Here is a 26080-nt window from a genome sequence, read left to right on the forward strand (position 1 = left end):
CCATAAGGCAAAAAGCGCCTTTTGGGATTTTCCTGTTGTGCTTGTCGGGGCTGAACGAGCCGCCTCCGCTTTTCGTTGTCCAGCTGCAGGGCTTAGAGGCTCGAGGTCATAAGTCAAACCACCCAAAAAGGCAAAGTGCGCCTTTCCGGATGGTTCGTCTTATGCTTGTCGCCTCTGGGCAAAGCCCTTCCGCTTTTCGTTTGTCCAGCTACGGCGGCTAGCCCCTCGAGGTCACAACTGAAAAATCCCATAAGGCAAAAAGCGCCTTTTGGGATTTTCCTGTTGTGCTTGTCGGGGCTGGACGAGCCGCCTCCGCTTTTCTACTTACTGAATATTTTTGTTCATTTGTTTGATTGCTGCTTTTTCCAGTCTTGATACTTGGGCTTGGGAGATTCCGATTTCATCTGCGACTTCCATTTGGGTTTTCCCTTGAAAGAAGCGTTTGCTGATAATGAGTTTCTCACGATCATTTAATCGCCTCATTCCTTCTTGAAGGGCAATTTCTTCGATCCAGTGGAAATCGCGATTCTTTTCGTCGCTTAGTTGATCCATAACGAATATGGGGTCTCCTCCATCATTATAGATGGGTTCAAACAGCGAAACGGGGTCTTGTATGGCATCCAGTGCGAATACGATTTCTTCATGTGATACATCAAGAACTTTGGCTATTTCTTCCGCAGTCGGCTCCTTGGATGTCTCACCCATTAATTTCTCCCTTACTTGCAGAGCTTTGTACGCAATATCCCGCAGTGAACGGGACACCCTTATCGGGTTATTATCCCTCAAATATCGACGGATTTCCCCAATGATCATCGGTACCGCGTATGTAGAGAATCGAACGTTTTGACCCAAATCAAAATTATCGATGGATTTCATTAATCCGATACACCCTACTTGAAATAAATCATCAACATACTCACCACGGTTATTAAAGCGTTGAATTACACTTAAGACGAGGCGTAAATTTCCGTTGACCAGTTTTTCCCTCGCGGAGATATCACCCGCTTGCATTTCCTTGAATAAAATTCTCATTTCATCATTTTTTAGTACTGGTAATTTGGACGTATCCACACCACAAATCTCGACTTTATTACGTGTCATTCTTTCCCCTCCTTGTAGGAGCTGCTGTACAAAATTCAGTATTTCCTTGAAGAGGAAAAATATGCATTTCATTCTGACAGGCAGTGGCGGGTGCGTTCCAAATCCCTTACGAGAACTGATTCAATAAGCTAAAAAATTTTTTAATTCCCGGCCATATTAAAAAGCTGACCTTTTCAATTGAAAAAGTCAGCTTTAAAGGTCAAACCATTTTATTGAATTCCTTCTTTAATCGCTTAATAATCCTTTTTTCCAAACGGGAAATATAGGACTGGGAAATCCCAAGCATATCAGCCACATCTTTCTGGGTTTTTTCTTCTTCCCCCATCAATCCGAATCGAAGCTCCATAATTTGTTTCTCACGATCAGTTAGCTGATGCAGGGCATTAAAGAGTAATTTTTTATCCACTGTTGCTTCAAGGTCTTTTGTAATGATGTCTTCATCCGTCCCAAGAACATCTGATAACAGCAATTCATTTCCATCCCAATCGATATTGAGAGGTTCGTCAAATGAGACTTCCGAACGGATTTTGTTGTTCCTTCTTAAGTACATCAGAATTTCATTCTCTATACACCTTGATGCGTAGGTCGCCAACTTGATTTTTTTTTCGGGATTGAAGGTATTGACTGCTTTAATAAGGCCGATGGTGCCGATACTGATCAGATCTTCTATATTGATGCCTGTGTTTTCAAACTTTCGGGCGATATATACTACCAGTCTTAAATTACGTTCTATCAATAAGGATCGCGCTGCCTTATCACCTTTAGGCAATTTATTGAGGAGGACTTCTTCCTCTTCCTTTGTCAACGGTGGAGGGAGCGCTTCACTACCACCTATGTAGTAAATTTCATCTGTCTTCAGACCCAGCTTGATTAACAGTTTGTACCAATAATATAAAAACTTGAATTTGAATTTTTTCATTGTTGCTCCCCCTTCTATTTCTTTAAATTGTGAGTATAGTAGTAATAATTGATTTACGAAACGTTAAGCACGGGTTTTCTTGCAGCCATTTTAGGATGGACGATTGCCCCGAAATTGCCATCGGCAGATAAAGGTTCCTCCCTAAAGGAAACTAACCCATTTGGTATGGTCCATTCTGCTTCATGATCACTGAGTATCAGTGAATCAGGCTTTATCGCTGCCAGAAGCTGACTGCTTCTTCCAACCGATTGTGCAGGAACAATTCGCATCCTGTCAGACCAGCGGGTATCGATCTGTTTCTCACCCGAAAAAATGTCATCTACATCATGGCAAAGTGCCTTCATTACATCCGGAATCTCACCCTCTATTTCAGCAATGGATAGAATCATCACCGGACTTTTTGAAATGGGATCCTGAAGTTGATTCCCACTGTCCACAAGACCGTTTACAGTACAATGGAAATCATCGATCTGGATCTTGACTTTCAAGAGCTGATCATACTGGAGCTTCACATGCTCGATACTATCCACCCTCCCCTTAGAAAAGTACCAGGAAAGCGGCAGGGCGAGCATCACAAATACCCAGCTTATCGGGTCACCAAATCCGCGTATGCTTGCAAGCAACATGGATGATTCCGTACTTGGATCGAAGCTGATAAAATAATGAGTCCCAATTAATATCCCACCCGTAAAAAAGGTGACGAAATAAAACATAAGAAGATTTGACATATAGTAGCGAAATCTTCTATAGCCAAAAGCTGAATACACCATGACAACGGAAAATAATAACTTGACTAAGGGGTTTCCTGTAAAGTGAGCAACTGGTGAAAAAGCGAGGAGAATAATGACTGAGCCTATCAGACTCCCGATACCTATTCTCCAGAGGGCGTATTGTCTCTTTAAGATGATTCCTGTTAACCATAATAAGAAAAAGTCTACTAACAGATTTAACAACCAAATGACATCCAAGTATAAAGTCAATCTCTACCCTCCTTTTAACACCTCACAATTCGATTCTGATAAAGACCGGAATGACTTATCAGAAGTATATCGTACATCCTTTTTAAAGGTTGTCATTTTTTGTATGCTCCCACGGAAAAGTTTTCGGAGAAATGAACGAAAAATGTCAGTAAATATGGATGCAACTGATCCCTCCAAAATATGGTTTACAGATTGCATCCAGGCAAAAAAATATCCCATAGAAACAAGAATCCCCCAAGGCTTCATGCCTTGGGGGATTCTTATTTTTATTCCATTATTAACGACGACGGTTTCTATTGCGAAGGAAGGTTGGAATGTCCAATGTTTCTTCCGCACCTTGATTTGAAGATGTTCTCACAGGCTCTTGCTGTTGAGGCTGCTCTTCACGTTTAGGCTGTTCCCGTTTCACCGATTGGCTTGGGTTGGGACTTTGATTTGGTTTCATCCCACCGAACGTTGGTCGGGTCTGTTTCGGAGGTTGAATGACCTCTTCATTAAAACCGGTTGCAATGACGGTAACGATGATATCATCTTTTAAATCTTCGTTGATGACAGAACCGAAGATCATATTTACTTCTTGATCAGATGCAGAAGCTACAATATCAGCAGCTTCCTGAACTTCGTAAAGGCTTAATGAAGTCCCACCAGTGATATTCATAAGGACGCCCTGAGCTCCATCGATGGATGTCTCAAGCAAAGGACTTGAAACTGCCTTTTTCGCTGCTTCAGTTGCACGGTTCTCCCCGGATGCTGCACCGATACCCATTAGGGCTGAACCTTTGTTAGACATGATTGTCTTAACATCTGCAAAGTCCAGGTTGATCAGACCAGGTGTAGCGATAAGATCCGAGATACCTTGTACACCTTGACGCAGGACATTATCAGCTTCACGGAAAGCTTCAAGCATCGGAGTACTCTTATCTACGATTTCCAGAAGGCGATCGTTTGGAATGACAATAAGAGTGTCCACGCCTTCTTTCATAGCAGCGATGCCACCGCTTGCCTGATTTGAACGCTTTCTGCCTTCAAATGTAAACGGGCGCGTAACGACACCGACCGTCAATGCGCCGATTTCGCGGGCAATTTGGGCAATGACCGGAGCTGCACCAGTACCGGTTCCTCCACCCATTCCGGCAGTGACAAATACCATATCTGCTCCTCTAAGTGCCTCTTCAATCTGCTCTTTACTCTCTTCAGCAGCTTTTTTACCTACTTCAGGATTCGCACCTGCTCCTAATCCCCTGGTTAATTTGCCACCGATTTGCATCTTTATCTCAGCTTTTGATAGATTCAAAGCCTGTGCATCCGTGTTGACTGCGATAAATTCAACACCTTGTACGCCGTGCTCGATCATGCGGTTTACGGCGTTGTTTCCTCCGCCACCGACACCAATAACTTTTATTGTCGCTAATGAATCTAAATTTGTATCAAACTCCAACATGACAAATCCTCCTAACTCGTCGAATCTATGGATTCCTTTATTTATTCAAAGAAGTATCCAAAGAACTTTTTCACTTTTGACATGGCCTTTTCATCTTCATGTTCTTCTTCTTTTATCTTTGCAGGCTTCGGCTTTTTATTCACGGGTTTTGATTGACGCTTCTCAGCTGCCTCTACAGGCACTGGTTCCGCGCTTACAGATCTTCCTTGCAATCTAGCATTCTTTTGAGCGTATTTAATCAATCCGACTGCTGTCGTATACTGGGGTTCCCGTACACCGATATAATCAGGAATTGCCACACGTACACGATTTTGGAAAACGATTTGTGCTAATTCTAACACACCTGGAAGATTTGCTACACCACCAGTTAGAACATATCCACCTGGCAGGTCCCTGATTCCCAATCGTTTCAGCTCGTGGCTGATGAGGTCAAGGATCTCTTCAAGCCTTGCTTCTATGATATCAGAAATTTCTAATTGATTAAATTGCTGATGTTGATCACTGCCAATAATTGGCACGCTGAACACTTCATCTTCTGACGCATGGTCATAGAATGCATGTCCATATTTTGTTTTGATTTTTTCAGCGTCGTCCGTTGAGGTCCGTAATCCGATCGACAAATCCTTCGTGATATGCTCCCCGCCAACGGGAAGCACGGTTGTCGCCTTCAGGTGTCCCTGTTCGAAAACGGCAATAGTCGTAGAACCGCCACCTATGTCGATGAGGGCAGCTCCCAGGTTCTTTTCATCCTTTGATAAAGCCACCGTACCTGCCGCTAAGGGCTGAAGGACGATATCGACAATTTCAAGGCCGGCTTTTTCTACACAACGGAGAGTATTATGTAAAATCGTCTTGGATCCCGTAATGATGGTGCCTTCCATTTCAAGCCGGACACCGATCATACCCCTGGGATCTGTAATCTCATCCAATCCATCCACGATGAACTGTCTTGGGATTACGTTGATGATTTCCCTTTCTGGAGGAATCGATACAACCTGGGCTGCATCCATCACTCTTAGAACGTCTTCATCGCCGATCTCCCTGTTATCACTCGACACTGCCACCACACCATGACAGGATTGAAGTGACACATGGTTTCCTGTTATCCCTACGATGACCTGGCTTATGGATAAACCGACCATCCTTTCAGCTTGTTCAACTGCCTTCTTGATTGTATGAACAGTTTCGTCTATATCTACGATGGAACCTTTTCTGATTCCTTCTGAGTTCACATTTCCTACACCGATTATGTTTAAGGAATCATTTGTCATTTCACCAATGATTACTTTCACTGTGGATGTACCGATGTCTAGGCTAACGTAAATTTCATTGCTGTTCACTCTATGGCACCTCCTTAAAGAATGTTTATTTGGAACAACAATCCTAGAAAAACATTATTCTAAGTATATCTTAATATGATATTCGTCGTAACAAAAACGATTCCCTTTTAAAATTCTAATTTTTTTCTCTTTTTTCTTGATTATTTGACCAATTGCTTATTATTATTCTTCTAATCACTGCAATGTTTTGGAATAATCTTACCCCAAAAGCAAAAACAGCCGCCAAATATAAGTCTACACCAAGATGTACGCCCAGAAAAGCTAAACTTGCTGCTAGTAAAATATTAAAAAAGAATCCAGAAACAAAGACCTTGTCATCATAAATATTTTGGAGGTGGGCACGAATACCGCCAAATAATGTATCCAATGCTGCGAGGACCGCAATCGATAAATAATTGGAATACTCTTCTGGAATCCTAATATCTGTCAGAAGCCCGAGGACGACCCCTACTAGCAACCCTAAAACGGGAAGCCACATATTATTCGTTCCCTCCCCTTTCCTTAACCGGTTCCATAAAACGGATCCGGATCGTATCTTTATATTCTGGAACCGTGAGCTTTTCTAAAGGCTTTGAGATGCTGACCCGGAGGTTATCGATAAAGAAGTCCTCAACGGATCTTGAAACCTGCATGCGGTTATACAGGTCCTTGGCTGCATTTACATCCTTGGTCAACACTCTGACTTCAAACGGTATTTTCTTTATTGTATTACCGTCCACCTTCGTTTCACCATTGATATCCCGGATGACTGACGTATTGATCAGTCGATGTCCGTCAATCGCAATATCTACTGCATCATATTGATTCAGTTCATTTACAAGCCTCTCCAGAAGTTCGGGTGAGACATTCTGCACTTTTTCACCGAGAAGGATTTCCTCCATCGAAGGCTCTATCGTCAGGATAAGACCCGGACCCGTTTTTTCCGTCAGACCCATTTCAGTCTTCAATTCCTCTAACGTTTGCTTTAATGCCTGCTCCGGGCTTGATTGCTGCTCGGTTTTATACTGTTCCAGCTTCGCTTCCACAGAACGCGTTTCTGATAATAAGTTGGAATTGACTTCCTTTTCTTTCAGAAGCGCTTCCCTCAGTTCCCAGATATCTCTGGTATCCCGGACAACTGGCTCTTTGACAGTCTGGAACTGAATGGCAATCATAAACCCGATGATGACCGTAATGACGGTAAAGCTGATTTTAAGTTTGTTGTCCATTTATTGCACCTTACTTTCGGGACCTGATCCTCGCCCGTATCGTTTACTTCAGAGCCGGCTCATGATTCACCAATCGTGGGTTCGAGGATGACCGAATTTTCTTTTTTCATCTCAAATATGATATTTTCATTCACCAACTGATCCTTCACCCCGCCGGTGATATTCATGGCGGAGGACAGCACTTCCGGATCTCCGATTGCCGTGATTTTGAACGGGGCAGGGTACTCGATGCCATCAATCTGGATGACAGGACCGTTACACAGTATGTATGAATCATGCTTAAGTCTTTGTCCGTTGATGGCTACCGCAGAGGCACCTGCTATATATAATTCATTAATCACCTTAAAGACGTGGTGTTCATGGACAATATAATTATTTGCGTTTTCTTCCTCCGGGTCATATTTTGCATCGGACAAGGTGACCGTCACCCCCGGCCCCTTCACTTTCGTTTTGCCTAAGTACATGCGGTACTTCTCGGCATCCTCTGCCAGGTTGAAATAAATTTGCTTCTCTTTGGAGAACTCCTTCTCCATATTGCCGACCTTCTCCTGTTTCTCATAAAGTTTTTCCTGCAGAGTATTATTCTTCTGCTGATACTCGAGGATTTGATCTCTTAACGTTTCTTCCTGTTTCCATTGACCATCTGTCCGGCTCCCGAGCTCTTTTTGTTCGGTGTTTGCCAGACTGAATGAAAAAGCAAGGATGAAACCCAAAACCAGACATACAAGAGAGAGGACCACGTGCTTACCTCTCACCTTCATCCTCTTCATTCGTTTGTTCACCTTCCGTTTCATATGCTCTGAAATAAGAACCGACCTCTAAGTCAATGACCCCTTTTACCGAAGGATCTAATTGGCTGACGATCGAAGGATAATGCACCATCTTTTCGGAGAAGCTCCGGATGGTCGCACTCACTTCGAATCCATCATTCATAAATAGAGTCAAGTGATATTGGTCTGTCTTCTTGGGGACGAGGTTGATCTCCGAGATGAGATGCTGCACTTCTTTCGGAAGTTCCCCTAATTCGTTCACCATTTTGACCAGGACCTTATCTTCTTCGAATCCCCTCAATAAAGGTGCATCCACAGGAATCGATTCGGTCCCTTTATCCAAGACCTTCCCATTTTCCAAAATGACAAAAAATTTATTCCCTTTTGAGAGATATGCTTTTTTATCATATTCTTTAACGGTAATGTTGAATGAATTCGGAAAGGACAATTCTACTTTTGCATCCTTTACTTCAGGTAGTTTCTTTAATCGCTCGACCGTTTTCTCTTTGCTTACACTCCACACATTCATACCTTTGTCAATTCCACTTTTTTGAAGAACCGTCTTATTTGATATAAGTTCATTCCCATGAACGGACACTGTGTTTACATGACTCAAGGGCGATTGAAAGTATACAACCGACAATATCATCAGAAAGAATAAAGAAAGTAAAAACAGGAGCCTGCGGTTTGCTTTCTTTTTTCGGTGTTGTTTTAGTTTAGGAATACGATCTTCAATGGAAACAACATTTTCTTTTTTCATTTCGTTCTCCTCAATTTCACTTTGAATTCATTATGCCACGAGTGAGATGAACTCATCATGTCTTATAATGAAAGTACTCTTTACATTGGGATACCTTCTATTCTATACGAAGGAATAACATGTTAAAAGAGGAATAGAACGTTATTTTCTGCCATATGCCCTTTTAAAAGCAAAAAAAATGAGTGATGCAGGGTTAATGGCCTATTTTTGGAGAATTGACCTACAGTCACCCTAAGATGGATTGTCCATACCGCTTTTCGTATATGTACTTTCATTCACTTTCCAAAAGAAGGGCCATCCTATGTATTTCACTCTTGAACCCTATTTTAAACAACAATTGAAGCATAATGAATGCATGTCATTGAATTGTAAAAGTTTTGGTTAACAACAGTAACAAACTCTCCTTTATTTTGAAAAGGTATGATCAATATGAATTACGTATATGTAATTTATTGTAACATCGAAAACGCAAATATCCTATCGTTATTTCATTCAATGGAAGGATTTTCTTCGTTTTTTTCATATACAAAAAAGAGACCGACCGGGAAAAATGGGAAGGAGTGGTGAGGTCTTCTCTCACCATTCACTTCTTACTGCCATTTTTCATGCATCAATCTCTTCATATAAAACATTAGTTCCTTGAATAGCGGCTTATATTCAACAGGACCCCTACTGCCATTAGCATGAGGGTCAAAGAAGATCCCCCGTAGCTCAAGAATGGAAGTGTAATCCCGGTTACAGGCATCAGCCCCGTCACGACCCCTACGTTGATCATCACCTGGATGGCAATCATGGAAACGATCCCTAGAGCCAGGAAGCTGCCAAATAAATCAGGTGCCCCCAATGCGATCCTGATCCCTCTCCACAAGATCAATGAAAACAGGATCAATACCAGGGTTCCCCCAATAAATCCAAGCTCCTCTGCTAAAATAGCAAATATAAAGTCGTTTTGGGGTTCCGGCAAATAAAAGAATTTCTGTCTGCTCTGTCCAAGACCTAAACCGAATAATCCACCAGGTCCGATGGCATAAAGGGACTGGATGATCTGGAAACCGCTATTGAGCGGATCCTGCCAGGGGTCTAAAAAGGATGTGATCCGTTTTATCCGGTAAGGAGCAGATATGACGAGTCCTACAAACCCAAGCAAACCGATCATGCCGAGTCCTACGAAATGTTTGATCCGGGCTCCTGATATAAAGATCATCACAACAGAAGTCCCCACCATGACGGTACCCGTTCCTAAGTCCGGCTGAAGCATGATCATTCCAAAAGCCGTAAACACAAGTAAAAGTGCCGGAAGGACTCCTTTTCTAAAAGAAGTAATATACTTTTGGTTCTCAGATAAATACTTTGATAGAAAAGCGATCATGGCGAGTTTCATAAACTCCGAAGGCTGAATGGAAAAGGCCCCTACACCGATCCAGCTCCTGGAACCGTTCCGGAGCACCCCTATGCCGGGAATGAGGACGAGCACAAGGAGAACGAAGCAAATGATGATGATGACCTTTGACCAGTTTCGCCATGTCCAGTACTCTACGTTCATGATGAAAAACATGGCGAATAATCCTACACCGGCGAAGAGCACCTGTCTTTTTGCAAAGAAAAAGGAATCATTAAATTTGTAATCTGCCCATACAGCACTCGCACTGTATACCATGACCAGTCCAATCGCAAGCAAAGTGAGTGTAACCACAATGAGTATAAAATCGGGAGTCGATTTTTTTAAAGGCAATCCTAAACACCTCAAATAGACAAATTTAGAGCCGTTCGAGCATAGAAAACTACTGATCCCGGATTGAATGACTGGTTGTGTAAGTATGGATGCTCTATATGGACAAGCCCTTATTAAAGCTTATGCACGGTCTCGATAAAAATGTCACCGCGTTGTTCAAAAGTACGATATTGATCCCAGCTCGCACATGCAGGGGACAATAATACGATATCCCCTTCCCGAGCATGTTCATACGCAACCGGAACCGCCTTTTCAACATTATCGACAGGAATAATCGTTTGTATCCCCGCCTTTTCCCCTGTTTTCACGAACTTCTCAGAAGTTTCTCCAAAGGTGATCAATGTTTTGACATTTGCGAGAAATGGAATCAGGTCATCAAATTCATTGCCCCGATCCAATCCTCCTGCAAGCAATATAGTCGGGGATTCAAAGGCTTTAAGCGCGCTTTTCGTCGCCAGGCTGTTCGTTGCTTTAGAATCATTGTAAAATTTGATGCCGTTCATTTCGCGAACGAATTGAGTCCGGTGTTTCACTCCGCCAAACGTACTCAATACCTTCTTGATGCTATCATTGGATACCCCATAAATTTTACAGGCAGCAACGGCACAAAGGATATTTTCAAGATTATGAGCACCCGGAAGGACGATGGAGTATAAGTCCACCACTTTTTCGTCCTTGAAATAAATCGCACGCTCCTTAATATAGGCACCGCCCTCAATCTCTTTTTCGGTTGAAAAGCGAATCACCTGTGCTTTTGTAAAGCTGACCACTTCATATACATGCTCTTGGTCCCCGTTAATGATTAGATAGTCTTTCTCCGTTTGGTTTTTTGTAATATTGGATTTTGCTTTCCAATATTCGTTCAAGTCCCCATGGTAATCAAGATGTGCATCATACAAATTTGTAATGATGGCAATGTGCGGAGCGAAGTCCTGGGTCCCCATCAGTTGGAAAGAAGACAATTCGACTACCATCTTTTCGTCCTCTTTCGCATCCTGCGCTACTTCAGAAGCAACGGTTCCGATATTCCCGGCGATCAGGGGCTTTTGATTATCCTCTTTCAACATTTCAAATAATAATGTCGTGGTGGTCGTCTTTCCATTGGTTCCCGTAATCCCGATCATTTCCGCCTCTGAAATCAGATATGCGAGCTCGACTTCTGTTAAGACGGGAATATCCTTCTCCATCGCTTTTTTTATCAATGGGTTATGATATGGGATACCCGGATTCTTTATGACATATTGAAAGCCTTCATCCAGAAGCTCGATGGGATGACTTCCGCATATGACTTTAATCCCTTCCTGAAGGAGGCCCTGGGCTTCGGGATTTTCCGACAAGGGCTTTTGGTCATTGACCGTAACAAATGCTTCTAGCTTATGTAGGAGAGAGGCAGCACTTACCCCACTTTTTGCCAAGCCTAATACGAGTACTTTCTTATGTTTGAATTTTGTAATATTTTTCACTTATAACCACACCTCAATATAGATTCCTAAAACGGCAAAAAGTAATCCCACAGTCCAAAACGTGACGACGACACGCCACTCCGACCATCCGACCAGCTCATAATGGTGGTGCAATGGGCTCATTTTGAAAATTCGTTTTCCTGTTGTTTTAAAGCTTGCCACCTGTAAGATGACGGAAAGAGTCTCAATGACGAACACTCCCCCAATAAGGATCAATATGATTTCAAGCTTGGTTAAAATGGCAATCGTGGCGATTGCGCCTCCGAGTGCAAGTGAGCCGGTATCACCCATGAATACTTTGGCTGGATGGGCATTAAATACGAGGAAGCCAAGAACCGCCCCCACCACCGCTACTCCGAAGATGGCAACATCATATTGAGATTGGCTCCACGCAAGTACAGCCAGTGCCCCGAATGCAATGGCACTTGTTCCGGACACCAAACCGTCGAGACCATCCGTCAAATTGACGGCGTTTGAAAATCCAACAAGCCAAAAGATAATGAACAAGCAATAAAACCAACCTAATTCAATCGAAACATCGGTTAATGGTATCGAAACCGTGGTCGGAAAGTCGTTCTGTTTAAAGATAAGATAAAAGATCACCGATATGACAATCTGTCCCAGCAGCTTCTGTTTGGAGGTCAAACCTAAATTCCTTTTCATCACGACCTTGATAAAGTCATCCAGGAAACCCAATAAACCAAATCCGACAGTCACGAGGATCATTAAATACGTTTCAGGACCGGGTTCTGAATATTTACCGGTCATGACAAATGTAGTGATGACGATGGATACTAAGAACACAATGCCACCCATCGTCGGTGTGCCGGTCTTTTTTTGATGCGACTCGGGACCTTCATCCCTGATGCTTTGTCCAAACTTCAATCTTCTTAGGAAGGGGATGAATATAGGGGCAAGCAATACGGTTATGAGAAACGCCATTATGATGGTAAAAAAGATCACTTGTTCCATCATCGTCATTCCCCTCCCATTCCATCGTTTGGATCCTGTCTGGATCCGTCCATAGACATATCATTTGTTTGATGTTGTTCAGATTCACTGCTAAAAATAAACTTCGTCATAATTTCCCACTTTTCTTGATTGTAATTTTGTTTGTAACTCTCTTGTAAGTCTAAATAAGCCCGGTATACATCTTCAACTATAAATAACGGAAAGTGATTGGGGACAAAAGATGGGATTTGTTCACCCTTTGGCCAAAGAGAAGCAATCGCTCCTTGTTCAAGGCTCTTAAGAAGGTTCACTTCATCACCTGCAGGTATATATAGTCCTTTCTCCATTCCCATCCTAGTTGAATTTGAAACTACTAAAAAGGGATAGCCCGGCAAATGGATTCCTTTGGTTTCCGGAAACTTTTTTCTAACTTCATCATAAAGAAGCATTCCTACATCCCCTTGATGAAGTGTCTTGCCACTTCCCGGTCGTCAAAATCGTATACATGATTCCCGATGATCTGATAGGTTTCATGCCCTTTCCCGGCAATCAGGACGACATCTTCCGGTTTTGCAAGGCTCAAGGCTTCCCTGATCGCGTCTTTGCGATCAACGATCAATTGATACTGCTTGCCGACCACTCCTGCTTCCATATCCTTCAAGATAGCCTCCGGATCCTCGGTCCTGGGATTATCAGAAGTGAAAATGGCATAATCGCCGTAATCACAGGAAATCTCAGCCATGATAGGTCTCTTGATCCTATCCCTGTCCCCTCCGCATCCGACCACTACAATGACATGGCCATTTGTAATCGTCCGGATGGTCTCCAACACATTCTTTAAGCCATCTGGAGTATGGGCATAGTCGACGATGACCGAAAAAGGCTGACCTTCTGAAATGGTTTCAAACCGTCCCCTGACCCCTTTCGCTTTTTCAAGGCTCTTTATACTTTCATCGATCGGTATACCCGCAGCAAACGCTGTCGCTATTGCAGCCAGGGCATTGTAGACATTAAACTTCCCTGCATACTTTAAAACCATTTCCCGTTCCCCGAATGGAGAGACAAGGGTGAAGACCGACTCAGTTGCTCTAAGGACCACATCTTTTGCATGGAAGTCAGCTGATGGAGACAGTCCATATGTAACGACATGGGCGGCTGTTGATTTGATGAAATAATCCGATGCATCATCGTCCTTATTAATAATGGCATACTTAGGCGATTTCTTGAAATAAGTATTCCCTAATTGTGAAAACAATAAGCCTTTCGCATTACGGTAGTCATCCATTGTTTTGTGATAATCCAGATGATCCTGTGTCAGGTTCGTAAACACTGCTATGTCATAGTCACACCCGTGCACACGACCTTGATCCAAAGCATGTGAAGAAACTTCCATGATGGCGGACCGCACCCCTTTATCGCAAAATCGTCTGAACGTCTGCTGAAGGGTTAAACTGTCAGGCGTCGTATTATGGCTGACCTCCAACTCCTCCCCCACTTTGATATGCAGGGTTCCAATCAATCCCGTCTTCATCCCACATTGAGTAAAAACGTGATCGATGAGGTGGGTCGTCGTGGTTTTGCCATTTGTCCCCGTCACTCCGACCAAAAGCAACTGATGGGAGGGCTGTTTATAATAATGGTCCGCTAGAATCGCCATCGCTTTCTTCGTATCTGGAACAATGATGACAGGAACACCTGCATCCAGTCTCCTTTCGGCAAGGATCGCTGCTGCACCATTCTTCTCTGCCACCCCTGCAAGAGAGTGACTATCAATCTCCAATCCATTGATACAAATAAATAAATCACCATTCTTTACTTTCTTGTGGTGATTCGCGATGTTTGAAATAGCTGGATCCCCTTCACCATGTACTGAGAAAAACGGTAGTACTTCCAGTAAAGTGTGCAATCTCATCCTTTCAACTCCTCACAGGCAGAAAGCAACCTTTTTATATTTTACAAAAAAAAATGAATGAAAGCTATCAACCTTTTAACTTAGTTCGATCTCTCTTTATCGTCACGCGGACTGACACTTAATACCCCGGGGATTCATCGGTCCAAATCCCCGGCATAAATAAAAAGTATATCATGAAATAACTACTGTGTAGACCTTCTCCGCCATTATTCTTCAGATAGATAAACCCTTACCTTTGAACCCTGTTTTATTTTCACTCCCGGGTCCGGAGACTGACTTACCACTTTTTCTCCGCTTCCACTTACGTCCAGATCCAGATTCACCAGTTGTTCCTGAAGTTCACTTTTCGTCAATCCGACCAGGTCCGGGGTTTCAATCAACGGAGTGTCGGTCCACGTCATCTCTTTTTCAATTTGACCTTTACGCTTAGGAACCCCCATTGCCTCCAGACTATCACCTATGATACTTCCTCCAATCGGGGCTGCCACCACCCCACCGAACTGAATCGTCCCCTTCGGATTATCGACAGCGACATACACGACAATCTGAGGGTCATCTGCAGGAGCCACCCCCATGAAGGAAACGATATGATTGTTTTCCAGGTACTTACCATCCTTTGCCTTTTGCGCTGTCCCCGTCTTCCCTCCTACCCGGTAACCATCTACAAACGCTTTCTTTCCGCTTCCTTTGGCCACGACACTTTCCAAAGCTTCACGAATCTGCTTTGACGTTTCTTCCGAGATGACTCTTTTCTTGATCTGAGGGGTCTTTCTCATGACCACTTCTCCGGTTGAAGGGTCGATAAGCTCTTTTGCGATATAAGGCTGATACAGTACTCCTCCGTTGACTGCCGCCGATACTGCCGCAACCTGTTGAATGGGGGTAACGGCCACCCCCTGGCCAAATGCGGTTGTCGCCTGTTCTACAGGACCGACACGGTCGAGGTTAAAGAGAATCCCCTTCCCTTCCCCTTGCAGATCGATTCCCGTCTTTTCACCAAAACCAAAATCATGGATATAGCTGAATAGTTTTTCTTTCCCTAACCTTTGACCCAACTCGACAAATCCCGGGTTACATGAGTTCTGAACCACCTCAAGGAAAGTTTGTGTCCCGTGCCCCCCACGTTTCCAGCAGTGGAGAGTCGATCCAGCTACTTCGATATGCCCGGGGTCATGAAATGTCTCTTTATAAAGATCCACCTTTTTCTCTTCAAGGGCCGCTGCAAGCGTAATGATCTTGAATGTGGATCCCGGTTCATACGTGCTCCAAATCGGTAAATTCCGATTATAGATTTCCTGGGGCACATTGCGGAAATTAGCCGGATCAAATGTCGGTCTGCTCGACATAGCCAGTATTTCACCATTCTTAGGATTCATGGCGATGGCGATGATTCCATCTGGATTATACGTCGCCTCTGCGATATCCAGTTCCCGCTCAACGATTGTTTGCACTTTGGTATCGATCGTTAGCTTCAAATCCAACCCATTTTCGGGTTTTTCAAAATCATCAGCCATATCAGGCATTCTCTTTCCTTTGGCATCGGAGAAAAATTTCACATACCCTTTGTCTCCGCTAAGCTCTTCATCATAAGAAAGTTCAAGCCCCATAAGCCCTTGATTATCGATACCTGCAAAGCCGAGCACATGGGATAGGTAACTTCCATATGGATAATAACGCTTAGAATCCTCCCCTAAATACACACCCTTCAAGTTTAAATCCCTTACTTCTTTCGCTTTGTCATACGAGATTTTCCTCGCTTCTTTTATCAGCACCATATTGGCTTTCTGTGTTACATATTTATATGCAGACTCAACTGAAATATTAAGAACGGCCGCCAGTTTATCCGCTGTCCCTTGAGGATCCGTAATTTGCCGTGGAACGACAAATATTGTCGGTGCACTTTGATTCCCTGCGAGTTCTACTCCATTTCGGTCGACTATTTTCCCTCTCTCAGGTTGAAATGGGATATTTCGACTCCAGGAGTCTTTTGCCAAACCGGTAAGCCAGTCCCCTTTAAAAAACTGAACATACCCCAGCCTGATATCTATGATGGAGAAAATAAGGACTCCTACTATAAGCGCTACTGCCAACCTCTTCCTTACCGTTACATTGGATACTCTTTTCACAAATGGAACCTCCCCTTCTATGGCTCGTTCCATTATATGCTTGGACTTATGGTGGTATGTTTGAATTCAACGAAAGACTCAGGCTATCGGGAGGGGAACACAATTAATGAATGAATGGACAAAAAGGGATGACTCCGTTACTCTGAGTCATCCCTTTTTTGTTAATTCAGCTGTTCTTCTTCTTTTTCTTTTGGTTGGGCTGCTTCTTCGGGGGTCTTGAAGTTGACGACGAGTGGCTCATCTTTCTTGACCTTTATTCCAGGCTGTATATTCTGGCTGAATGCATATCCATTTCCAACCATATTCATCTTCAGACCGGCAATACCCGCTACCTTAAAGACATCCCTTACAGACCACCCCTTCATATCGGGAATGGTGATGTCTCCGTCCGTTTTGATCACTACTCTTTCCCCTTCAAGAATGGCGTTTCCGCCTTGAGGAAGCTGTTTGACCACTTGAGAACCATTTCCGACCACAACAGGAGTGACCCCTGCTTTTTCCAGCTCTTTCTTCGCTTCTTCTACGCTCATGTCCCTCGTTTCAGGGAGTGATTGTTTCTTCAGGCTCACTTTTTCCTGAGGTTTGATGTTCAGGTACTTTAAGCTGTTTTGCATAACGGGATTGAAGACCGCAGAGACCGGATCCGATCCGATTTCAGTCGGTTCTAATTCAGGCTGTTGGACCCCGACATAAACGATTAACTGAGGATCGTCGATAGGGGCCATACCCATAAAGGAGAAAAGGTAATTTTCCTTACCGACCATATAACGGCCATTCGAGGGATCAGGTATCTGACCCGAACCGGATTTACCGCCGACACGATATCCTTCTATCGCAAACTTCTGTCCTGTACCATGTTCAGATGTGACGGTCGTCTCCAGGTACTCCCTTGTCTTGATCGCTGTTTCCTTCGTGATAGGGGTGCCTGACACTTCAGGCTTCGTCTCTTTGATCACTTTCTTTGTATTGGGATCGACGATCTTTGAAATGACATAGGGCTTCATCATTTTCCCATCATTGGCAATCGCCGATTCCGCCTGGATCATTTGAAGCGGTGTGACGGTCGTACCTTGACCGAAGATGGTCGTGTATTTTTCAATCGGGTAATGATATAATATCGAACCCGATGCTTCATTTGGTAATCCTACGTCTGTCGCTTCGCCAAATCCAAAGTCATGTAAATAGTTTTCATATTTCTTAAATCCGATTTTATCCAGCAGATTCGCAAATGCAACATTGGAGGATCTTTGAACGCCTTCAAGGAACGTGATCGTTCCCCAACCTTCTCCACCATTATGATCCCGGATCGGATTTGGAACATTTTCTACATAGTACTTACCAGATTCATAGGTTTCATTCGGATTGAACTTACCTTCATTCACTGCAGCTGCAAGGGAAAAAGACTTCATCGTGGAGCCTGGTTCATACGTATCTTCAACGATGATGTTGGTCCAGTTATCCAGGAGCCCCTCTCTTGTATCCGGGTGGAATGTCGGCCTTTGACTCATGGCAAGAATCTTACCTGTTTTCGGGTCAGCTACGATGGCAAACATTTTCTTAGGCTTGTATTTTTTCTGGACTTCATTCATTGCTTCTTCAAGGAAGGTTTGAATCTTCTTATCGATGGTCAGATAAAGATCATCTCCATCCTTAGGCTTTGTAACATGTTCGTCTGAATTCGGCAGGAGATAGCCCCATACATCACTCTTATAAGATACAGACCCATCCTTGCCTTTCAATACATCGTTGAAACTTGCTTCCACTCCCATTTTACCCACTGTCGTAGAATCCCCATCGTCGTCGGTTGTTTTCTGTGCGAACCCGATAAGATGGGAGGCGAAGGAGCCGTTAGGATAAAATCGCTTCGCTTCCTTCCTGAACGTAACACCAGGGATATCTTCTTCTTTAATGTCAAGCATCATCTGATGGGATAAATCTCTTCCTGCAGCACCGAATTCCACTTGATACGGACCCTTTTTGTTTAAACGGTCATAAATCTCACTTTCCTTCATATCAAGATACTTGGCGAGGACTTTGGCCGTTTTTTCAGGGTCTGTCACATGCTTGGGTTTCTTCGGGTCACTGGTGATACTTGGATCTAATATCGCAACCAACGTATAAGCGGATGTATCTTCTGCGATGACTTCCCCTTTTCCGTCAAAGATTGTCCCTCTATGCGCTTCTAAAATATGACTTTTGATATATTTTTTTGCCGCTTGAGATGCCAGGACCTTCCCTTCCGCTTCTCCCGTGACCTGAATGGTGACGAAGCGGACCATTAATACAAAAAAGAGCAAGCCGAAAATCCCGAAAAGGATGGCTGCCCCTATGTTCATACTTGGCCTTTTTTTCATTATTGTTCAACAACCTTAACGTTCTTTTCTTTCAAGTTAAGTCCAAGTTCCTTTGCTTTTTCGAGAATACGTTCATACGTACTAAGTTCACTTACTTGAAGTTTCAGGTCATTGTTCGCCTTTTCCTGCTTTTCAATGGTCGTTTCTACTTGTTGAACCTCTTTGTTGACATCATAGATGGCTGCCTGGGTCGAAACAATTTGAACCGCCAGGATACAAAATACCATTGCGAAGATGGCCACAAGGATTTTCTCACCCGGTGTGACAACGGACCTTCTTTCTTCATTCAGACGCTTAGGTTTGGCTTGAACGGACTGATAGGATTTCTCAACATTTTGCTGCTCATAATTTCTCGCTAAGTTACTCAAAATTCTCCCTCCTGTTTCCTTCTTTTTATATATTTTTTTCTGCGATTCTCAATTTAGCCGACCTGGCCCGATTATTTTCTTCCAACTCTTCTTCGCTTGGCAGGATCGGTTTTCTCGTTACAAGTTTAAGTTCTGCTTCATAGCCTTCCGGGATGATAGGTAATCCCGGTGGCAGGTCCGGCCCTGATGCTTTTTCTTTGAACATCGTTTTACAAATCCGGTCTTCTAAAGAATGGAACGTAATGACACTCACTCTTCCACCCTTATGCAGAAGCCCTATGGCTTGTTCCAATGAATCCTCAAAGGCTCCAAGCTCATCGTTGACGGCAATTCGGATCGCTTGAAAGACCCTCTTGGCAGGATGACCACCCTTTCGTCTTGCAGGTGCCGGAATCCCTTCCTTGATCAGTTCTACCAATTCACCTGTCGTTTCGATCGCTTTCACTTCGCGTGCCGCTTCAATCTTCCTTGCAATCTGCTTCGAAAACTTTTCTTCACCATACCGGTAAAAAATTCGGACCAGATCTTCAAACGACCAATGGTTGACGACATCATAAGCACTAACTTCACCTTGTAAGTCCATTCTCATATCCAGAGGCGCATCGTGGTGATAACTAAAGCCCCTTTCTGGAGTATCCAGCTGAGGAGATGACACACCAAGATCGTAAAGAATCCCATCCACACTATGTACTCCGAGTTGTTCAAGCTCTTCCTTGATATTCCGGAAATTTGATTGAACGAATGTCACCGTGTCCTGATAAGCTGCAAGCTTTTCTTTCGCATGGTTGATGGCCGTTTCATCCTGATCGAAGCAATAGAGATGCCCCTCGGAGGAAAGCTGGCTGGCCAGGTACTCACTATGACCAGCCCCGCCTAACGTACAATCCACATAGACTCCATCTTCCTTGATATCCAGTCCATCTACGGTTTCTTTCAATAATACAGTTGTATGTTTAAACATGTTGACTTCACCTTTCCAATCGAACGTTTTGTGGTGGCTAAATATCAAATCCCACCATATTCTCTGCAAGCTCAGCAAATGAATCTTCAGACTGTGTGAAATAGTCTTCCCATAATGATTTACTCCAAATCTCAATTCGATTGGAAACTCCTAAAATAATGCATTCTTTATCCAATTGTGCATAATTCACAAGTGTAGCAGGAATATTCACCCTTCCCGTTTTATCCAGTTCACTCTCGGTTGCCCCCGAGAAGAAGAATCGAGTGAAGGAACGGGCATCTTTTTTCGTAAGCGGCAGGGCTTTAAGCTTTTCCTCTAGGGAACGCCACTCATCCATGGGGTAACCAAATAAGCACTGATCAAGTCCCCGGGTGATCACAAACGAATCCCCGAGATGATCCCGGAACTTGGCAGGTACGATTATACGGCCTTTATTATCAATGTTATGTTGATATTCGCCCATGAACATATGCACTGCCCCCACTTTCTATCACAAATGTACCACATCCCCCCACTTTTCTCCACTCTTTTCTATATTCTTTCCTTGCAAAATATTTCCTCTATTTTTCATTAGTGTTTTTCCTGCTTTTACAGACAACTTTCCGAGGTTGAATTTTGTCTGTAAACAACAGAAAAAGGACCAAATTCGCATATCAAAACGAATTTGGTCCTTTTTTAGATTGACCGATCAGATATAGATCACCTTATGAGTGCTATCAAAGGAATAATCCAGCAGGGTCAGGTCCCTTATGAAAGCAGGTCCGTATTTGTTCAGGAAATAGAGGACATTCCAGGTTCTTTCCTGTGGTCCTTCATTTGGTCGGATACTGTTTTCCACTTTCATGAATTGGTTGAAGATCAAGGAGTGCTTATCTTTTAACGCTTTGTCAATTTTTTTGCGTAAATAATCGAACTGACCATGGTGGAATTCAAGATTCTTATCAAGGATCGGATTCAACCCCTGATCAATCGAGACAGCCTGTTTACGGATTTCCTCATATCGGCGATCGAGTTCATCCTGAATGCTCTTCATTTCCTTTTCTATCCCTGGACGCTCAAGAGATTTCCAAAAGGCCTCCCTGGCAGTTGCCACCCCTTCTGTAATCACTCCGTGAATGGATAGTTGGAGGTCTTGGATCCTTTTATTTATCTCCCTTTCCACTATGGTGATATTTAATCGTGGCACGACGGGAGGCATCTTCAAATCAACGTATTCGAACGCTCTTTTCAATTCTCCCCAGTAGGCTATTTCCCCTGGTCCCGCGATAAACGCCAGATTCGGGAATAACCATTCCTGCATCATCGGCCTTGTGACGACATTATTGCTGAAAGATTCAGGGCTTTTCTCCAAAATGGATAATAGCTCAACGGAAGAATATGTTTTCCCGCTATTTTTCTCAAAAAACAGATCCCCATCCCGATCTAACAAAGCCCTTTCATTGTGAATCTGAAGAAAAAGATTGGCGGCATTGGGAGAGATATCCAGCTGAGTATGAAAACCACTTTCCCGTATGTCACTCTGTTGCTGAAGGACCGCATCCGTTATCGACTGGCTGTTTTCAATCAAATAACGAAAGTGTGCCGCTTCCAGTTTTCTTAGCGGAGGGTGGGAGGAATCAATGACCAGTAATCCGAAATCCTTGAATAGACTCATGACGATATGGGCAAAGAAGCGGACGATCGACTCTTCCTCATCGATCATCTGATGAAGCTCCCCTGAAAGCTGTTTTGAATGTTCCGTTTCCCCTAAAGCGACGAGAATGTCATCAAGCCATTTCTTCATCACGGAGTTGGAATAGGTTATGTAAGAGGTCATCTTTTTTTCCAATACTCTCTCGGGATACCCCACCTTTTCAAGCTTTGATCCTTTTTCAACGTATATATGGTTCACTTCCTGATAATCGTGGTCCTCCCCAGCTATCCAAAAAACCGGTACAACCGGGTGCCCCAGTCGCGCTTCCTGCTGCCTGGCCAATTGGATGACTGAAATAATTTTATGTATGGTATAAAGCGGACCCGTTAAAAGACCTGCCTGTTGACCCGCCACGACGGTTACCGCATTATCCCTCAGTTTCTCAAGTGCCTCTTCTACTTTATCGGAAGAAGGCAGCCCTTTCATATAGGAAGAGATACATTCTGAGAGACCCTCCCGAGGGAAAGTACGTGATCCTAAATCCTCCATCCTTTCCTCGTAAACGGATGGTTTATTGATATTATAATGAAAAAAAGAAGTGACAGGCTCTTCTTGTTTTAAATATTTAGACGCAAACTGATTTATTGCTGGAATGTTTAAGCTTTCCAATTCCATATGAATTACTCCTTTTCTAGCTCTTGATATCCTAACGATGAGTATATCATTCCACATAAGGAAAAGGAAAAAACTTGCCTGCTGAATTTTTAATACAGTTCCAGGATTCGGAGGACTAGGCCCGTGATCATCAACGTGATATAAGCAGTAAAAAATAAAAGGAAGTTCACCCGCCAGAACCCTCTGAGCACTTTGGGGTAGTCGATCTCACCCTTTGCTTTCCAATACATGATGGCAAACAGCACTCCGATTGAACAGATCACAATAAAAATGAGCCACAGATAGGATGTCCTCCATATGGCGATGACAATGAAATGAACAGATACAATCAGGAGAAATGTCGTAATATCAATGGCGATATGCACAGCTCTCCGGTGACTCTTTAAGATTTCCTTGGCAAGAATAAAACTGATGAAATACCCTAAAAATGGAATCATGACAAAAATGGCAATGATCGTCGAAAAAATGGAAGCCATTTTACCCCCCCAGACCTTCTCTTTCTATTCCTTTAACTAATTTGTAAAGTAGACTCATGATGGGTACAAAATGGTGTTCTTTTTGGGCTTTATTGAGAAGGACGCCAATGATCGATTCAATTTCCGTCCTTCTATGTGATTCTATGTCTTTTAACATGGAAGATCTGTTTTGATATGTATTCCGGCAGATATCAACTACTTTTTCAAAGGAAATAATCCCTTTCATTTGAGGAAATAAGAGAAGCATTTCGTTGAATAATCCCTTCTGTAATTCATGGAAATAAGGGTTGTCAATAAGCTTACCGTTCGTCACACCCGTTAAAGCCGTCAGCGGGTTGATTGATACGTTGACGAATAACTTAGTCAGGAGCATCTTCTCGAAGTCTTTCCGGATTGAAAACCGGAAGGAATCAATGCTCATTGATACTATTTCTTCTATCACATAGCAATTTCCTCTAATTAACGCAATATTCGTCTCCGCTTCCCCTAAATGATGAACGGCGGCGTCATGTTCCTTCATGGCCCCATGATTCACCGAGCCCGCGATCAGATTCAGGTGAGGTAATGATTTCACCCAATCAACATGACCTATTCCATTTTGAACAAACAGAAGGGGTACGTGAGATCCGAGTTCGACGAGTCCCCTTCTAAGAAACGGGAGATCATATTCCTTCACAGCCACAATCACAAGGTCGTATTCCTTCTGCGTTTCGTGTTCTTGTACGGCTCCTACCTTGGTTGTGATTGCCGACCCTTCTTTATATATGGTGACCCCATGATCCAACAGTGAGCGGACTTGGGACTCCCTCCTGACAATAAGGGTTACATCAGATAACCGGCCCAGATAACCGGCAAATAAAAGGCCGACCGCTCCTCCTCCAATGATTCCAATTTTCATACAAACTCCTTCTTATTCATCTTTTATGAACATTTTACCAAATTTTCCTCAGTGAGAAAACGATTATAGGCAGAAGGAATCAATCCTTTTCGAAAGAAAGGGCCCGTCCAAAAGGAACGAGCCCGAAAATGATATGTCCTTATACAGGATATACAGGATGTTTTCTTTCACTGAACTTTACATCTTTTGTTTCATAAAGCTTATACCTTTGGATCAATACGGATCGTAATTCATTCGGTGCGGTGATTTCATCTACAATTAATTCAGAAGCCAATTTATAAATATCGATATGCTCTTTATATTCCTTCTGTTTTTCCTGGACATACTGAATTCTTTCTTTCGGATCTTCGATTGCCTGGATCTTATTGGAATATACGGCATTAACCGCGGCCTCAGGACCCATTACGGCAATTTGAGCCGTTGGAAGGGCAATACAGACATCCGGGTCGAAAGCAGGACCTGCCATTGCATATAAACCTGCTCCATAAGCTTTTCTTACGATTACGGAAATTTTCGTAACCGTTGCCGAACTCATGGCTGCTATCAGTTTTGCACCGTGGCGGATAATCCCCGCTCTTTCCACCTTGGTCCCGATCATGAATCCAGGTACATCAGCAAGGAACAACAAAGGAATATGGAAAGCATCACATAATTGAATGAATTTAGCGCCCTTATCGGCGGAATCATGGAAAAGCACTCCACCCTTCACTTTCGGTTGATTGGCAATGATCCCCACTACCTTCCCGTCAAGTCGCCCGAAACCTGTGATCAATTCAGGAGCGAATAGCTTTTTCATTTCAAAGAAGCTTCCTTCATCAATCAACGTATCAATGCAATCATACATATTGAATGGAGCATTTTGATGTTCAGGGATAATGTCTTCGAGAAGCTTTTCATGTTTAGGAGCAAGTCCATCCAGCACCTTTGGCTTGTGTTGATAATTCGCCGGGAAGTAACTTAAGTATCTCTTCGCTTCTTCAATTGCCTCCTCTTCGGAAGCCGCAAGCAGGTCACCACATCCACTGACCGTACAATGCATTCTTGCACCGCCCATTTCTTCAAGGGTCACTTTTTCCCCAATCACCTTTTCCGCCATTCGGGGTGATCCAAGATACATGGACGCATTCCCATCCACCATGATGACAATGTCGCAGAATGCGGGAATATAGGCTCCTCCGGCTGCTGATGGTCCAAAAAGGACGCAAATCTGTGGAACCATGCCGGACATCTTAACTTGGTTATGAAATATTTTGCCTGCCCCCCGACGATTCGGGAACATATCTAACTGATCGGTGATACGTGCACCTGCAGAGTCCACTAAATAGAAGATAGGCACTTTCAAATTAAGTGCCGTTTCCTGGATCCTGATGATTTTCTCAACTGTCCGCGCACCCCATGATCCGGCTTTGACCGTGGAATCATTGGCCATGACGCACACAGTCTGCCCCCCTACTTTTCCGATCGCCGTCACTACTCCATCAGCCGGTAAATCGTTCGCCTTAATATTGGCGAACATCCCATCTTCCTGATAATCCCCATTATCAAATAATTGTTGCAGTCGATCCCGGACAAACATCTTTTTCTGTTCTTTCAATTTCTCATGATATTTAGGCTGACCACCGGAAGCAATTCTTTCCCTTGTTTCTTCAAGAGTGTTGATGATCGTTTTAGATGTTGACATATTATCCCCTCCGTCGTTTTATGTAAAAATACAAGAACGGCTCATAAACAAGCCAGAAACCGCAAACGATTTCTGACTCATTGTTTTACCCGGATCATCCTTCGATTATAAGTAATACATCGCCTTCATTTACAAAGTCCCCTACATTCACTTTAATCTCTGTGACTTTCCCGGCTGCTTCAGCTTCAACGGGAATTTCCATTTTCATGGATTCCAGCATTAAGACCGTATCTCCGCTCGACACCTCTCCACCTTGTTCCACTAATACATTTAGTACCGTCCCTGCCATTGTTGATGTGATTTCCTTCATGATTGATTCCTCCTGTTTGTC

The 26080-nt window shown here is 43.4% G+C and carries 24 protein-coding genes; all 24 read right to left on the minus strand.

Translation table 11 applies throughout. The features are described 5' to 3' along the window. Positions 1–324: 324 nt before the first annotated feature. The 24 genes from sigG to ATG71_RS18035 all read right to left on the minus strand — a co-directional run bounded on the left by sigG (position 325) and on the right by ATG71_RS18035 (position 26059). Positions 325–1101, minus strand: a complete 777-nt coding sequence (gene sigG, locus ATG71_RS17915) for an RNA polymerase sporulation sigma factor SigG (protein ID WP_060669863.1) — start codon at positions 1099–1101, stop codon at positions 325–327. A gap of 199 nt (positions 1102–1300) precedes the next feature. Next, on the minus strand, positions 1301–2020 hold the full coding sequence (gene sigE / locus ATG71_RS17920) for an RNA polymerase sporulation sigma factor SigE (protein WP_079531515.1): 720 nt from the start codon (positions 2018–2020) through the stop codon (positions 1301–1303). 53 nt (positions 2021–2073) lie between these two features. Then, complete coding sequence (spoIIGA, locus tag ATG71_RS17925) at positions 2074–3000, minus strand: sigma-E processing peptidase SpoIIGA (protein ID WP_098440834.1); 927 nt, start codon at positions 2998–3000, stop codon at positions 2074–2076. Between the two features lie 277 nt (positions 3001–3277). Then, a complete protein-coding gene (gene ftsZ, locus ATG71_RS17935) occupies positions 3278–4441 on the minus strand; it encodes a cell division protein FtsZ (RefSeq protein ID WP_098440836.1) in 1164 nt (387 codons plus the stop codon). Positions 4442–4482: 41 nt separating this feature from the next. Then, the gene (gene ftsA, locus ATG71_RS17940; RefSeq protein ID WP_098440837.1) at positions 4483–5781 is read right to left on the minus strand and encodes a cell division protein FtsA; all 1299 of its coding nucleotides are present in this window, start codon (positions 5779–5781) and stop codon (positions 4483–4485) included. A gap of 115 nt (positions 5782–5896) precedes the next feature. Beyond that, a complete protein-coding gene (locus tag ATG71_RS17945) occupies positions 5897–6259 on the minus strand; it encodes a small basic family protein (RefSeq protein WP_098440838.1) in 363 nt (120 codons plus the stop codon). A 1-nt stretch (position 6260) separates the two neighbouring features. Beyond that, positions 6261–6989, minus strand: coding sequence for a DUF881 domain-containing protein (locus tag ATG71_RS17950; RefSeq protein WP_098440839.1), 729 nt, complete (start codon positions 6987–6989; stop codon positions 6261–6263). Between the two features lie 59 nt (positions 6990–7048). Then, on the minus strand, positions 7049–7759 hold the full coding sequence (locus ATG71_RS17955; RefSeq protein ID WP_286163053.1) for a DUF881 domain-containing protein: 711 nt from the start codon (positions 7757–7759) through the stop codon (positions 7049–7051). Beyond that, entirely contained in the window at positions 7734–8519 is a 786-nt protein-coding gene (locus ATG71_RS17960; RefSeq protein ID WP_098440841.1) for a cell division protein FtsQ/DivIB, read from the minus strand. The genes ATG71_RS17955 and ATG71_RS17960 overlap by 26 nt, the downstream gene beginning before the upstream one ends. Before the next feature lie 631 nt (positions 8520–9150). Next, on the minus strand, positions 9151–10251 hold the full coding sequence (spoVE, locus tag ATG71_RS17965; RefSeq protein WP_098440842.1) for a stage V sporulation protein E: 1101 nt from the start codon (positions 10249–10251) through the stop codon (positions 9151–9153). A 113-nt stretch (positions 10252–10364) separates the two neighbouring features. Then, a complete protein-coding gene (murD, locus tag ATG71_RS17970) occupies positions 10365–11714 on the minus strand; it encodes a UDP-N-acetylmuramoyl-L-alanine--D-glutamate ligase (protein WP_098440843.1) in 1350 nt (449 codons plus the stop codon). Next, complete coding sequence (gene mraY / locus ATG71_RS17975) at positions 11715–12689, minus strand: phospho-N-acetylmuramoyl-pentapeptide-transferase (RefSeq protein ID WP_098440844.1); 975 nt, start codon at positions 12687–12689, stop codon at positions 11715–11717. A 2-nt stretch (positions 12690–12691) separates the two neighbouring features. After that, positions 12692–13114: a hypothetical protein gene (locus ATG71_RS17980; protein ID WP_098440845.1), complete on the minus strand. Its 423-nt coding sequence runs from the start codon at positions 13112–13114 to the stop codon at positions 12692–12694. 2 nt (positions 13115–13116) lie between these two features. Next, positions 13117–14577: a UDP-N-acetylmuramoyl-L-alanyl-D-glutamate--2,6-diaminopimelate ligase gene (locus ATG71_RS17985; protein WP_098440846.1), complete on the minus strand. Its 1461-nt coding sequence runs from the start codon at positions 14575–14577 to the stop codon at positions 13117–13119. 206 nt (positions 14578–14783) lie between these two features. Continuing rightward, a complete protein-coding gene (locus ATG71_RS17990; protein ID WP_286163054.1) occupies positions 14784–16703 on the minus strand; it encodes a stage V sporulation protein D in 1920 nt (639 codons plus the stop codon). Between the two features lie 161 nt (positions 16704–16864). Further along, a complete protein-coding gene (locus ATG71_RS17995; RefSeq protein WP_098440848.1) occupies positions 16865–19057 on the minus strand; it encodes a penicillin-binding protein in 2193 nt (730 codons plus the stop codon). Next, positions 19057–19425, minus strand: coding sequence for a cell division protein FtsL (gene ftsL / locus ATG71_RS18000; protein ID WP_098440849.1), 369 nt, complete (start codon positions 19423–19425; stop codon positions 19057–19059). The genes ATG71_RS17995 and ftsL overlap by 1 nt, the downstream gene beginning before the upstream one ends. Before the next feature lie 25 nt (positions 19426–19450). Further along, complete coding sequence (rsmH, locus tag ATG71_RS18005; protein WP_098440850.1) at positions 19451–20386, minus strand: 16S rRNA (cytosine(1402)-N(4))-methyltransferase RsmH; 936 nt, start codon at positions 20384–20386, stop codon at positions 19451–19453. Positions 20387–20423: 37 nt separating this feature from the next. Continuing rightward, positions 20424–20855 carry a division/cell wall cluster transcriptional repressor MraZ gene (gene mraZ, locus ATG71_RS18010; RefSeq protein WP_098440851.1) on the minus strand — a complete coding sequence of 144 codons (432 nt, stop codon included), beginning with the start codon at positions 20853–20855 and terminating at the stop codon, positions 20424–20426. Between the two features lie 219 nt (positions 20856–21074). Beyond that, positions 21075–22694 (minus strand): bacillithiol biosynthesis cysteine-adding enzyme BshC, encoded by a 1620-nt coding sequence (gene bshC, locus ATG71_RS18015; protein WP_286163055.1) that lies wholly within the window; start codon positions 22692–22694, stop codon positions 21075–21077. Positions 22695–22783: 89 nt separating this feature from the next. Next, on the minus strand, positions 22784–23170 hold the full coding sequence (locus ATG71_RS18020; RefSeq protein WP_098440853.1) for a DUF3397 domain-containing protein: 387 nt from the start codon (positions 23168–23170) through the stop codon (positions 22784–22786). Position 23171: 1 nt separating this feature from the next. Next, a complete protein-coding gene (locus ATG71_RS18025; RefSeq protein ID WP_098440854.1) occupies positions 23172–24068 on the minus strand; it encodes a 2-dehydropantoate 2-reductase in 897 nt (298 codons plus the stop codon). Between the two features lie 139 nt (positions 24069–24207). Further along, the gene (locus tag ATG71_RS18030; RefSeq protein WP_098440855.1) at positions 24208–25749 is read right to left on the minus strand and encodes an acyl-CoA carboxylase subunit beta; all 1542 of its coding nucleotides are present in this window, start codon (positions 25747–25749) and stop codon (positions 24208–24210) included. A 94-nt stretch (positions 25750–25843) separates the two neighbouring features. Then, the gene (locus ATG71_RS18035; RefSeq protein WP_034755887.1) at positions 25844–26059 is read right to left on the minus strand and encodes a biotin/lipoyl-binding carrier protein; all 216 of its coding nucleotides are present in this window, start codon (positions 26057–26059) and stop codon (positions 25844–25846) included. Between the last annotated feature and the right edge of the window lie 21 nt (positions 26060–26080).

Source organism: Bacillus sp. es.034 (genome assembly GCF_002563655.1).
In the GTDB taxonomy this organism is placed as follows: Bacteria; Bacillota; Bacilli; order Bacillales; family Bacillaceae_B; genus Rossellomorea.